Origin of the sequence: Breznakibacter xylanolyticus (assembly GCF_003254275.1) — a bacterium.
Classification (GTDB): Bacteria; Bacteroidota; Bacteroidia; order Bacteroidales; family Marinilabiliaceae; genus Breznakibacter; species Breznakibacter xylanolyticus.
This window is the reverse complement of sequence record NZ_QKZK01000002.1, coordinates 88823-102343: the sequence shown is the minus strand read 5'-3', so window position 1 is coordinate 102343 and position 13521 is coordinate 88823. Positions and strand designations below refer to the sequence as shown.

Below are 13521 nucleotides of genomic sequence, written 5' to 3'. Positions count from 1 at the left end.
GTGAATAAAATCAGTGTTTTATAGGAAGAGATTCAGGTTGGCCTGTTCAGCTTTTTCCAAATAGGTGGCGACTCCGCCAATTTCAACGCCGTCCATCAATTCTTCAGCATGAATGCCCATCACGTCCATCGACATTTGGCAAGCAATGAAATCGGCACCGCTGGCTTTGGCATTGGCCATCATCTGCTCGAGCATTTCAACGTTTTTATTGCGCATGATCATTCGCATCATTGATGCACCCATGCCCATGAAGTTCATTTTCGACAGGCCAAGTTTCTTGCTAGACGAGGGCATCATCATCCCAAACATTTTTCCGAAAAAGTCTTTTTTGACGGTGGGTTTCTTATCTTTTTTGATGACGTTGAGTCCCCAAAACGTGAAAAAGATGGATACTTTTTTGCCCGCTGACAAAGCGCCGGATGCCAGTACAAAGGTCGCCAGTGCTTTGTCGAGGTCGTCGCTGAAACAGATAAAGGTGGCATTGTTGCCGCTACGATTGCCTCCTCCTGCCGATGAGGGTGCACCTCCTTTTTGGATCACAGCAGTGATTTCGGCGCCCGACTGGGTCACTTCCAATACTTGGTTGCCGGTGAGTTTGGCCCACGACTGCACATCTTTGTAAAAGCCAGGATCCGAAGCTTTTATTTTTACAGTTTGACCATTGGAAATGGAGTCCATCGAGGTTTTGAGTTTCAATACCGGGCCGGGGCACTGTAATCCACAGGCATCCACTTCCAGTTGGGCAATGGCACTGGCTGCCGGGTGTATTTTGTCCTGTGAGCCTTGATAAATGAGGTCATCGTTACCAATGTAATCGTTGGCAAAAATGTCCTCGTTGCTCTGTTTTTGGGTGGCAGTTTCGTATGTCTTCAATCCGCCGGCAAGGTTGTAGACCTCGCTGAAGCCGTTTTGCATTAAAATTCGGCATGCCACGTGCCCACGAAGGCCAACACCACAGAATACCACAATTTTTTTGTCTTTGGGGAGTTGGTGCAGGTGGTCGCGCAAGTTATCGAGCGGGTAGTTAACTGCCCCCTCAATAGAACCCAGACTAAATTCGTCGGCTGTGCGAATATCCAGCAGAAAGAGTTCTTTGGCTTGCGAAGTGGCCAGTTCTCGCCACCAAATGGTTTTTGTGGTGCCATTGAGAATGTTTTCGGCCACCATTCCGGCAATGTTCACCGGATCCTTGGCCGATGAGTAAGGGGGCGCGTAGGCATGTTCAATTTCGGCCAGGTCGTAGATGGTGGCTTTTTGGCGAATGGCTTCGGCAAAGAGGTCGATGCGTTTGTCCACTCCTTCGTAACCCACAACCTGAGCCCCCATGAGTTGGCCGTTGTCGGGCGAGAACGAGATTTTGATGCTCATGGGTTGGGCACCCGGGTAGTACCCGGCATGTGATGAGGAGTGAGTGATGGAGTCGATGTGTGGTACATTGAAGCGGCCCAGCATTTTCCCCGATAGTCCTGTGGAGGCCACCGTGATGTCGAAAACTTTGGCAATGGCAGTGTTGATGGCTCCTTTATATGTCTTTTTGTTCCCGAGAACCAGGTTGTCGGCCACTATTCGACCCTGCTTGTTGGCCGGGCCTGCCAGGTAGGTAATCATCTTTTTACCAATGATTGGATTGGTAAATTCAATGGCATCACCCAAGGCGTATATGTTGGCATCAGATGTTTGCAGATATTCGTTGACCACGATGCCGCCAGTTTCACCAATTTCCAAGCCGGCTTCCTTTGCCAGTTTGTTTTCGGGGCGCACTCCTATGGAGAGGATGACCAAATCGGTTTCAATTTGTCGGCCGTTGTTGAGGCTGACCGTGAGACGGTTATCTTTTTGTGCAAACGAAGAGACGGCAGTGTTCAGAAAAAACTCTACGTTTTTGGTTTTCAGGTGCTGATGCACCAGCGCAGCCATTGAATAATCGAGGGGGGTCATCACTTGTTCGGCCATCTCCACGATGGTGACGTTGACACCGGCCTGGTGCAGGTTCTCGGCCATTTCGAGTCCGATAAATCCGGCACCCACCACCACGGCATGTCGCGGTTTTCGGTCAGTGATGAATTGTTTGATGCGGTCGGTGTCGGGTACATTACGCAGGGTATAGATGCCTTCGGAATGGATGCCCGGCAGGGGTGGTCTCACCGGTTCGGCTCCGGGCGAGAGTACCAGTTTGTCATAGGTTTCCACATAGGTGCTACCATCGCGAAGGTTCTTGACCGTTACCGACTGGTCGGCTTTGTTAATCGAAACTACTTCGTTCATTATCCGCACTTCCATGTTGAATCGTTTTCCAAACGATTCTGGGGTTTGAACAAACAGCTTGTCGCGGTCGGTAATGGTTCCGCCTACATAGTAAGGCAAACCGCAGTTGGCGTACGAGATGTATTCACCTCGTTCGAACATGATAATTTGGCACTTTTCGTCCATGCGACGAAGACGGGCGGCGGTGGTGGCTCCTCCGGCAACGCCCCCAATGATGAGGTATTTCATGTGTTTATAATTTGTTTTTCAATGGCCACGTGGAACTTGCCTATAAACATGCTTCTGTGTGTCGAAGTGTTAGATATGGCTTGTTTCATGTTTTTTGAATCAAGAATTGAATTTTGATCTGCACAAAAATAAATAAATACATATCGATATAACTATATTCATTCAAAAAAATAATCACAAAACCAGAACAAATGGTCGAGCAATGATCATTTGTTCTGCATGTGCAGTAATTCAGTACTGAAATTGAGGTTGAAACGTGTGGCGTTATTTTTTCTTGCTGGTTTCCATGCCAAACAGAATGCCCACACAGCCATGCTCTTTGGTGGCTTTCTTTTGGTCGAGCACCTTAATTTGTACCACCAGCATCTGCGTGCTTTGCACCTTAAAATCCCATGAATGGGTGTAGTTCATTTTTTGGTTGTCGAACAGTACGGCGCCGTTTTTGTCGACCACCCGAATGTAAACAGGAGGGAGGTTTGGTGCTTTTGCAACGATGAGCCGGTAGGATTGTCCTTCAAAAAAAGTCTTGTACATTTCGGCCGTTTCGCCTTCGCGCATATCGCAGGCGTTGTAGTTCCCATCGGCCACGTAAGGCGACATCTGAGACGAGGCCGTTTTTTTTGCAAAATCGAGGCATTGGCTCATTGTGTTGATGCTCATCAACACCATTATTGCCAATAATATGAAATATTTAGTCTTAGCCATCAGTTCTCGGTTATGAGATAAATTCAGAACGAATCTCTTTTACTTTATTACACAATTTGTCGAATGTTTCTTTAGAGATAAAGGTTTCAGAATCGGCTTTGATGACGGTCATTCGTTTTTCGGTATCGGTCGAGGCTTCTACATTGGAGGTGTTAACGATTTTCACTTCGTCGTAAATAAGCTTGAGGTCGTTCATGCGATCGTACAGTTGTTGGATGTCGGCATTGTCGCCTTTGTATGATTCCAGCATGTTGAGAACGGTGAAGAGCGAGAGTTTTTGGTATATAATTTTATCGAGCAGGCGGCGGTTATTGTCCATGTTGCCATTGGTGAGGGTGGTGGCCAGGTAAAGCCCTTCAATCCATCCCCCGGTAAGCACCATCACGGCCAATGCCGGGCGATCGTTTTCATTGAGCAATGAGTTGGAGTTCATAAACGATTCGGAGATGATTTCCAGCACCACATCGCGATTGTTCATGTTTTCTTCAAGTCGTTGAATGGTTTGTTTGTCAATGGCTTCCATGATGCCCAGTCCTTCAGCCAGTTTTTGGGCATTGTTCATGTACTTCATGGCCGTTTGGGTTTGGTCAAACAGGCTGGTGTAGCTCAGGTCGGCTGAGTAAACCCCCAAGTTAAGAGCCATTTGCTTATTGGTCGTGTAGCGCGATACATTGGCCAGTGGATTCAGAATACCTTCGTTGTACGATACGCCCGATTTTTTAATGAGCATGGCTGTTTCGAGGGGCGAGGGTAGCGAGTAGAAAATAAGTTTCGACTTGGAGAAATCTTCCATCAGTTTGTTATCAACTTTGATGGAATCGGCGTTTCCCACCCGGTTCTTTTGACCTTCGCAGGAGCAGGAGGTAACTGTAACTGATAGATAAAGAGTGATGATGGCCAGTGAACTCAGATGTAAAAAACGTTTCATATCCGCTAGTTTATGTATGAGCGCAAATGTAGATTTATCAACTTGAAATATAGAACTAAAATAGAAAATAATCAACTTGATTTTTAGACAAAAAAAAGCAGGAATGCTGATTCATTCCTGCTTTGTAATGATGAATGCTCACTGCTTATTCGAGCCCTGAGAAATATTTCATGAATTGTGCCCTTTCAAATATCTGGGGTTCACTGATGTGTCCGTAATTGAGCATGCCTCTGAACTCCTCAATGTGGTTGAAATTTTTATTTTTCATCCATTGGTTGAGTTCCGATACCATTTTGGTGAGGGCTTCGGGACCATGTTTATAAATGACCGAACAAATTTGAACCGCTTTGGCTCCGACCAGCAGTTGTTTGATGGCAGCTTCGCCTGTGTGAATGCCGGTGGATGCAGCCACGTCGATATTTTTGATTTTTGACGATACGATGGAAACCCAACGGATCGATTGGCGAATGTCGGCCGGGGTGCTGAATACATGTGCGGCTTTAATGGCCAGGTGGTCAATGTCGATATCGGGCTCGTAAAAGCGATTGAACAGAACCACCCCTTGTGCTCCGTGTACCGATAATTTGTTGACCACTGCAACCAGGTTTGAAAAGTTAGACCCCAGTTTCATGGCAATGGGGATGGTGACGTGTTTTCGAACATTGCTCAACACATTCAGGTAAAGCTCTTCGTATTCGGATGCCTCACTGTTTTTGTCGGTGTTGACCACAAATAGGTTTAACTCAATGGCATCGGCGCCGGCTTGCTCTATTTGTTTGGCAAAATCGACCCACTCATCGGCCGAAAAGCAGTTGATGCTGGCAATGATGGGCACATCCACTTTTTGCTTGGCTTCTGCTATCAGTTTCAGGTAGTCGTTGACTTCGTTGTTTTTGACATAACCAGCCACGTAGTCGTAGGCCTCGGGATAATCGGTTCCCTGACTTTTATGAATGTGTTGGTTGACGCTGTGGTTGAGCTGTTCTTCGAATAGCGATTTGAGGACAATGGCTCCGGCGCCTGCAGCGGCCAGTTTCTCAATTTTCGCAGCAGTATTGGTCAAACCTGAGCTGCTGACAATAAATGGATTTTTGAGTTTTAGTCCCAGGTAGGTGGTTGAAAGGTCTTTCATATGTCAATAATTTGTTTTTCAGTGGCTATGTGGAACTCACAAATAGTTAGCCTTTTGTGTGAGCAAGGCTTTCTCATGGCTCGTTTCATCTGTTAATTAATTAGCTCCCTTATCCCCAAGGGGGACTTAAGGATGGTTGTTCCGGAAAAATATGATTTGCGGAAAGTTGTGCAAACGTTTGTATTTGAAGGCTTGAAAATAATCAACCTTTTGGCTTCAAACAAATTTTAAGCTGTTTTGTTTCGGGTAAAAATTTCAGGGAGATTAAACGGTATAGTCCCGATGCCCAAAAATAGAGCTTCCCACGCGCACCAAAGTGCTGCCTGCTTCAATGGCAATGTGAAAGTCGTCGCTCATGCCCATGCTTAGGGTGTTGAAGGAGGCCTGATTGGTAAAAAGGGTGCTTTTGAGCTGGTCGAAGAGCTGCTTGAGGGTGTCGAATTCCTTGCGAACTTGGGTGTTGTCGTCCGTAAAGGTGGCCATGCCCATTAGTCCTTGTATCTCGATCCATGGCAGTTCGCTGATTTGTGAAGGGGTGATCGCCTGGATTTCGAGGGGTGAGAAACCAAACTTGGTTTCTTCGCTCGCAATGTGAACCTGCAACAGGCAAGGGATGACGCGCTGAATCTTTTGGCCTTCTTTGTTAATGGTTTGGAGCAATCGAAGGCTGTCCACCCCATGAATAAGCGTAACAAACGGAGCAATGTATTTCACCTTGTTCGATTGCATGTGCCCAATCATGTGCCAGTGAATGTCTTTGGGCAACGCTTCGTATTTGGTGGTGAGTTCCTGTACTTTATTTTCGCCAAAAATTCGTTGTCCGGCCTGATAGGCCTCCATGATGGCTTCCTGGGAGTGGGTTTTTGATACGGCCACCAGCGTGACGCCGGTGGTAAGCTGTGATTGGATGTGCCGGAGGTTTTCTGCGATGGACATGATGGTTTCCTTTTCTGCAAAAATAGCGCATTGAGGATGTTTTCACAACCTGAAAGTGTGCCAATGCAAGCATGTGGTGATGTGGCGTTGCACCGCTTGTAATCGTTACGAGACTGTATTACATGCTAACGGATTGCTGAGTTGTTGTTTGTGTTCACATCAAATCGAGTAGCAGCTGTTCGGGGTTTTTGCCTTGCGTCATGAGTTGGATTGGGTTTTCGACCAGTTCTTTCACCCGTTTGAGGAAGCCGACCGAGTCTTTGCCGTCGATGAGGCGGTGGTCGTACGACAGGGCGATGTACATCATGGGACGAATTTCAACCTTTCCGTCGATGGCTACGGGGCGGTCGTTGATGGCGTGCATGCCCAGAATGGCCGATTGGGGCGGGTTGATGAGCGGTGTGGAGAGCATGGAGCCAAACACGCCGCCATTGGTGATGGTGAAGGTACCTCCGCTCATCTCATCGATGGATAGCTTGCCCGCCCGTGCTTTTTCGGCCAGCTCCTTTAGGGTGTGTTCAATTTGTGCCAGCGACAGTTGCCCGGCGTTGCGGATCACCGGAACCATAAGACCTTTGGGGGTTTGCACTGCTACCGATATGTCGGCATAGTGAGCGGTGATGATGTCGTCACCGTCAATCATGCTGTTGACGGCCGGGAACTCTGTCAGTGCAAGGGTGACGGCTTTGATGAAGAATGACATCAGACCCAATTTGACCCCATGTTTTTCCTGAAATGGTTGATTGTATTGATGTCGCAGGCTCATCACGGCACTCATATTCGCCTCGTTGAAGGTGGTGAGCATGGCCGTTTCGTTTTTGACGCTTACCAGCCGTTGCGACAGCTTTTTGCGCAAGGGCGACATTTTTTGCCGGGTACTCTCGCGCGATTCAGCTGGTACTGAAGCACCCGTAATATTTGAGTTTTGGTGGATCACCGCCTCCACGTCGCGGGCTCCGAGGCGGCGAAGCCCGTTGAGGACATCGTCGATGCTCAGGTGGTGGGCTTCCATCATTTGTTGAGCCACGGGCGATATCTTCACTTGCCCGCTGTTTTCGTCATGACTGATCGGGGCTGCCTGGCCATCGGTGTTGTCAGTCGCCTTTGATGGATGAGGGGAAGCGGGTACTGCTGTTATGGCTTGTGGGGCAAAGTCGGTGTCGATGGTGCAGGCCGTGGCGTTCACTTTGGCGCTGCTGCCCGCTGGTAGCATGATGTGTATTTTGCCGCTTTCGGTGGCTGTGAGGGCGAGGGTGGCCTTGTCGGATTCCACCTCGGCCAGTTCCTGATTTTTTATCACCAAATCACCATCATTTACCAGCCAGTTGGTGATTTCTACTTCGGTGATCGATTCGCCGGGGGTGGGTATTTTAATATCGATGAGCATGGGAAATTGTTTTGTGCTGATGGGGTTGTTTGACGTATCTAAAATGACATTTTAAATGGAGAACCGCGACGGTTCGGTAAAGTAGAGGTGTTGCTGAAGGATTTCTTCGCGTGTTTTGCCTTCCATGCATTGTAAGCCGCAATATTTAAGTCGCTTGTCGCAATGACACGGTTTGAACACTTTATTGATGATTTCATCCTGTCCCTTTTGGTGGAGGCGGTTGAGGCCGGTGGCCGGACTGGCGCTGACCAAACGCGCGATAGGAATCAACTCCACCGGTAAATTTTGGCTGCGCAGGTACTCCCATGCTCCCATGTTTTGGGGTTCTTCTTGTACCCATAGGTGCAGCAAGGCATTGGGATATTGAGCCACTGTGTTGATGAATGCGTTTAGTGGAAACGGATGAAGCTGTTCAATGCGGATGATGGCCACATCTGATGCGTTGAGCGCCTGCTTGCGGGCTAGCAGGTCGTAGTAGATTTTGCCCGTGCAGAATATCACGCGAGTGACCGATGGTGCAAGCACGTCTGCATCGTCAATGATTGGCTGAAACGCCCCGTTGGTAAACGCCTCTAATGGCGACAGGCAGAGAGGGTGGCGCAGCAGGCTTTTGGGCGTGAACACCACCAGTGGAATGCGGATGTCACGCATCACTTGCCGGCGCAACAGATGAAAGAAGTTGGCCGGGGTGGTGGGGTTGACAATTTGCAGGTTGCCGTTGGCGGCCAGGCTCAGGAATCGTTCCAATCGGGCGCTGGAGTGTTCGGGTCCTTGTCCTTCGTAGCCATGTGGGAGCAGGAGAACCAACCCGTTTTGCAGACCCCATTTTTCCTCGGCCGAACTCAGGTATTGGTCAATGACCACCTGAGCCACGTTGCTGAAGTCGCCAAACTGTGCTTCCCACAGGGTGAGACCTTTGGGAGCGGCCAGTGCATGGCCGTATTCAAAGCCCAGTACGCCGTATTCCGAAAGGAGTGAGTTGTAAACCGTAAACGGCGCCTGCGTGGCATCCAAATGTTGAAGGGGGATGAATTTTTCGTCAGTATCCTCGACGGTGAAGGCCGCGTGTCGATGGGCAAAGGTTCCCCGTTGGGCGTCCTGTCCGCTCAATCGCACCGGGTAGCCTTGAGTGAGCAGTGAGGCAAAGGCCAACTGTTCGGCCATGGCCCAGTCGCATTGGTTGTTTGCGATGAGTTGCAGGCGGTCGTTGATGATTTTGTGCACCTTCTTGAAGAATGGTTTTTCGACAGGCAATTGGTTGACCTTTTGAGCCAAATCCTGTAGCATATCTTCGGGAATGGCGGTCGGCAAATTTTCCTCAAAGTCGGCTTGAGTGGCATATCTGAAGCGCTGTGTGCTGCCGGCATTAAAGGGATGTATGACGACGTGTGGAAAGCTTCGGGCTATTTCATAGCGGCTTTCGAGGTGCTGGTCGTAGGCCTCCATGGCTTGATGATGTTCCGCAGGTGTGAGCAGCCCTTGTTGCATCAGGTGTTGGGCGTAGATGTCCCTCACGTTGGAATGGGAGGCAATGGCCTTGTAGAGGGTGGGCTGGGTGAAGCGGGGTTCGTCGCCTTCGTTGTGCCCGTGCTTGCGGTACGAGAGCACATCCACAAACACGTCGGTGTGAAAGCGGTGGCGGTACTCCATGGCCAGTTCCATCACGTAAACCAAGGCTTCGGCATCGTCGCCGTTGACATGAAACACCGGGCAGCGGGTCACTTTGGCCACGTCGGTGCAATAGGTGCTTGAGCGGGCTTCGAGATAGTTGGTGGTGAACCCTATTTGGTTGTTAATGACCACATGAATGGTGCCCCCGGTGTGATAGCCAGGTAGTTGAGCCATCTGCACCACCTCGTACACCACGCCTTGTGCTGCAATGGCGGCATCGCCGTGAATGGCCACGGGCACCACTTTGTCGGCATCGCCTCCGTAGTCGCTGTCGATGCGGGCACGGGCAACGCCTTGTAGCACGGGCAGCACTGCTTCGAGGTGCGAGGGGTTGGGCACAAGCATCAGGTTGATCTGGCCCCCCTCGGGCGTTTGTGTTTGGTTTTCGTAACCCAGGTGGTACTTTACATCGCCCAGTGAAAGGCCGTTGGCGTAGTCGTCGCCTTCAAATTCTTTAAAGATGTATTCGCAGGGCTTGCCCAGAATGTTGTTGAGCACGTTCAGTCGCCCCCGATGCGCCATGCCCATCACCACGTGGCCGGCTCCCAGGTTGGCCGCCTTTTCAATAAGGGCACGCAGGCCGGGGATGACCACTTCGCTGCCTTCGAGTGAGAAGCGTTTTTGGCCTACAAATTTTTTGTGGATGAAAGCTTCCAGGCCTGCCGCCTGCTTCAGTTGGTGGTAGATGTTGCGTTTTTTTTCGGCCGAAAAGGACGGTGTGTTTTGTATCGACTCCATTTTTTCGCGAAGCCAGTTCACCACTTCCGGCTTGCGGATGTAGAGGTATTCGGCGCCAATGCTTTTACAATAGGTTTGTTGCAGATGAGCGATGATGGCTGTAAGAGGTGCTACGCCCAGTCCCAGTTCTTTGCCGGCATGAAAAGGTCTGCTGAGATCGGCAGGGGTAAGGCCGAAATTCTCGATGTCGAGGGTGGGCTGGTAGCTGCGCCGCGCTCTCACGGGGTTGGTTTGCGTAAACAGGTGGCCTCGTTGCCGATAGGCGTTGATGAGTTCCATCACCCGAAATTCCTTGTTGACCTGTGTTCCCGATGTGTCAGCATAGGCCTGTCGGGCAAAGTCGAACCCCCTGAAAAATTCGCAATAGGCGGGGTTGACCGATTGCGGATCGGAGAGATATTGCTGGTAGAGCGATTCAATGGCTTGCGGGTCACTGTTGCCCAAAAATGAGAAGTGGTCCATGCTGATGTAATTGGGTGGATGCTGTGTGGTGTTGATCGCTTAGCCGGGGCTGCGGGCATCATCATTCTGCGTGTCATGCTCTGGTTTGGGCGAAAGATTGGTTATCTTTCACGGCTTAAAAAACCATTTTCGCTCCGATAATTTTTTTGCATGAACGATTACTTCTTGCGCCGTTTGGCCGACTATTATTATCAACAATCTGAAACAAATATTTCGGACATTTGTTTTGTGTTTCCCGGTCGTCGTGCCGGCATCTTCTTTACCAATTACTTGTCGCAGATGAGCCGGTCGCCCATGTGGTCGCCGGTGGTGCTCACCATCAACGAGTTTGTGGAACAATTGCATGGGGGCACTTCGGCAGATGCCGTGACATTGTTGTTTGAATTGTACGAGGTGTATTGTGCCACGGTGGAGCGGCCTTTGCCTTTTGATGAGTTCATGCCGTGGGGCGAAACGCTTTTGTCCGATTTTGAAGATGTGGACAAATACCTGGTGGATGCTGCCGCGTTGTTTGTCAACCTCACCGACATCAAGAAGATTGAGAGTGATTATACCTTTTTGAGCGAACAACAGGTGGAGGCCATTCGTTCCTTTTGGAGCAGCTTTAACCCCGAACGCTTGTCGGAGCATCAAAAGATGTTTCTGCGAAATTGGGAAAGCATTTACCCGCTTTACCGGGGGCTCAATGAATCGTTGACCCGGAAGCAACTATCGACCACCGGCATGCAGGTGCGCCATTTGGTGGAGACCATTCGGCAAAAGCAACCGTTGACCATGCCCTGGCCGAAGGTGGTGTTTGCCGGTTTTTTTGTGCTTACCCCGGCCGAAAAGGAGTTGTTTAGATACATGCAGCGACAGGGCGCCGATTTTTTTTGGGATTATTCGCCCTGGTTGCTACCCAAAGCCGGCAGCCGGATGGCAGAAAAGTTGGTGTCGTTGCCCTTTAACGGGCCCGATGTGTTTTTGCGCGAAAACACCGTGGTGTTTCCATCGCCCGATGACTGGGAGCAGCCTTTGGTGGAGACCTGGCCCGAAATCACCATCACGGGGGTGGCATCGCCCACCGAACAGTTGCGCGTGGTGAGCCACTTTTTGGAGCAGGTGCAGCAGAGCCGAGCCGGCGAGGCGACTGTGGGCGACACCACCGACACCGCAGTGTTGCTGACCGACGAGAACATGCTCATTCCCGTGCTCCATGCCATTCCGCCTGCGTATTCGCAAATTAACGTCACACTGGGGTATCCGCTTAAAAATACGCCCATCTATGGCTTGGTGGGGGCGTTGCTCAACTTGCAAAAGAATGCCCGCTCCACCAGGGAGGGCAAGACGTGGTTTTATTTTCGCGATGTGCTGCCCGTGTTGCAGCATCAATACATCACTGCCGTGGAGCCCGAAAAGGCTGTTGCGGTAAAAAACACCATGCTCAAGCGCAACACTGTGTTTGTAGAAGCCTCGGAGTTGCATCAGTCGGACTATCTGGTTTTTATCTTTCAAAAAATTCAACACGGGGGCGATTTTCCTAAGTACATCGAAACCATTTTGCTGCGTACCTACGACCTGATTCGGAATCGCGAACAAAGTTATTTTGAACAGGAATTCATTTTTGCGCTTTACAAAAGTGTGGTGCGGTTGGGCGATTTGCTCACGCGCATCGAGGCATCGGTGGAGCCCGAAACCTGGTTGCGCCTGTTTCGCCGCATCACCGAAACGCAAACGGTGGCCTTTAAGGGTGAGCCGTTATCGGGGTTGCAGGTGATGGGGGTGCTCGAAACCCGTGCCCTCGATTTTGAAAATATGGTGATTTTGAACCTCAACGAGGGGGTGTTCCCAAAAGACAGTGCGCCCAATTCGTTTGTGCCTTACAACTTGCGACGGGGCTTTGGCTTGCCTACCATCGAGCATCAGGATGCCATTTTCTCGTATTATTTCTTCAGGTTGTTGCACCGGGCCAAACGGGTGCAACTGGTGTACCATACCTCAACGCAGGGCTTGCAAACGGGCGAGATGAGCCGCTTGTTGTATCAGTTGATATACGAATCGCCCCAGCGGCCGGTGTTGCAAACGGCTGTGGAGCAGGTGAAGCTGTCGCGCGTGGCACCGGTAACGGCTCGCAAAAACGAGGCGGTGATGCAGCGCCTGGCGCAATTTACCCAAGGCGGCGAGCGGGCGTTGAGCCCCAGTGCGCTCAGCCTTTATTTGGAGTGCCCATTGCGTTTTTACTACAAACAAATAGCCGGCATTGCCGAACCCGATGAGATTTCGGAGGATTTGGATGCCCGCATCTTTGGCATCTTGTTTCATTATTGTTTGGAGAAGTTGTTGACGCCTTACGTGGGGCAGGTGGTGTCGGCCGATGTGTTTGCCCGCCTGTCGGGCAACAATGCCCTGATTCGTCAAACCATTCAGGAAGCGTTTGTTAATGAGTTTTCGGCCACATCGGGCAAGGGCGATGAACTGGGGCAGTTGCAGGGCAAAAACATCCTGGTGGCCGAGGTGTTGCACAAATACATTGTTCGTTTTTTGGTGAATGAGCAGCAGCATTGCCCGCTGGTGATTCGCGGCCTCGAGAAACGCGTGGCGGCTCCTTTTGCTGTCAATGACCAACTGACGGTCAATATTGGCGGCATCATTGACCGGATGGACGAAACGGGCGGCTATTGCCGGGTGATGGATTACAAAACCGGCAGTGGCAAAGCCGGGGTCGGTGAGTTGTCGTACTTGTTCGACCCCGGAAAATGCAGCGATTACAAAGCCATTTTTCAAACGTTACTTTATTCTTGGGTGGTGCGTCACAGCGAGCCTGTCGGTCTGCCCATTCATCCCTCGGTGGTATGGCTCAAGCAGTTGTTTGAGGGCAAGGGCTACGGATTGACGTTGGGCAAATACAAGAATACTGCCGAACTGACCCTCGAGTTGGTGGAAGAGGAGTTTGCTGATGGGTTGCGCGGTGTGCTCGAGGAGCTATATAACCCCGAGGTGCCTTTTGTGCAGACCAGGGAGGTTAAGAAATGTGAGCATTGCACCTACAAGGGGTTGTGCCGCCGTGGCTAGGGCGCATGATGACTGCCG

8 protein-coding genes are annotated in these 13521 nt (G+C 50.4%); 1 reads left to right on the top strand and 7 read right to left on the bottom strand.

Annotated features, from left to right (window positions below; genetic code table 11):
• Positions 1–18 precede the first annotated feature (18 nt).
• From LX69_RS01605 to LX69_RS01575, 7 genes are all read right to left on the bottom strand, one after another.
• Positions 19–2493, bottom strand: a complete 2475-nt coding sequence (locus LX69_RS01605) for an FAD-dependent oxidoreductase (protein ID WP_111444064.1) — start codon at positions 2491–2493, stop codon at positions 19–21.
• 264 nt (positions 2494–2757) lie between these two features.
• Positions 2758–3198, bottom strand: coding sequence for a hypothetical protein (locus LX69_RS01600; protein ID WP_146260601.1), 441 nt, complete (start codon positions 3196–3198; stop codon positions 2758–2760).
• Between the two features lie 10 nt (positions 3199–3208).
• Entirely contained in the window at positions 3209–4126 is a 918-nt protein-coding gene (locus tag LX69_RS01595) for a hypothetical protein (protein ID WP_111444062.1), read from the bottom strand.
• Positions 4127–4271: 145 nt separating this feature from the next.
• Positions 4272–5258: a dihydroorotate dehydrogenase-like protein gene (locus LX69_RS01590; RefSeq protein WP_111444061.1), complete on the bottom strand. Its 987-nt coding sequence runs from the start codon at positions 5256–5258 to the stop codon at positions 4272–4274.
• A gap of 264 nt (positions 5259–5522) precedes the next feature.
• Complete coding sequence (locus tag LX69_RS01585) at positions 5523–6194, bottom strand: YggS family pyridoxal phosphate-dependent enzyme (protein WP_111444060.1); 672 nt, start codon at positions 6192–6194, stop codon at positions 5523–5525.
• A 154-nt stretch (positions 6195–6348) separates the two neighbouring features.
• Positions 6349–7581 (bottom strand): 2-oxoglutarate dehydrogenase complex dihydrolipoyllysine-residue succinyltransferase, encoded by a 1233-nt coding sequence (odhB, locus tag LX69_RS01580; RefSeq protein ID WP_111444059.1) that lies wholly within the window; start codon positions 7579–7581, stop codon positions 6349–6351.
• Between the two features lie 51 nt (positions 7582–7632).
• Entirely contained in the window at positions 7633–10452 is a 2820-nt protein-coding gene (locus LX69_RS01575) for a 2-oxoglutarate dehydrogenase E1 component (protein WP_111444058.1), read from the bottom strand.
• Positions 10453–10602: 150 nt separating this feature from the next.
• Between LX69_RS01575 and LX69_RS01570 the strand changes: the two genes are divergently transcribed.
• Complete coding sequence (locus LX69_RS01570; protein WP_111444057.1) at positions 10603–13503, top strand: PD-(D/E)XK nuclease family protein; 2901 nt, start codon at positions 10603–10605, stop codon at positions 13501–13503.
• Positions 13504–13521 lie beyond the last annotated feature (18 nt).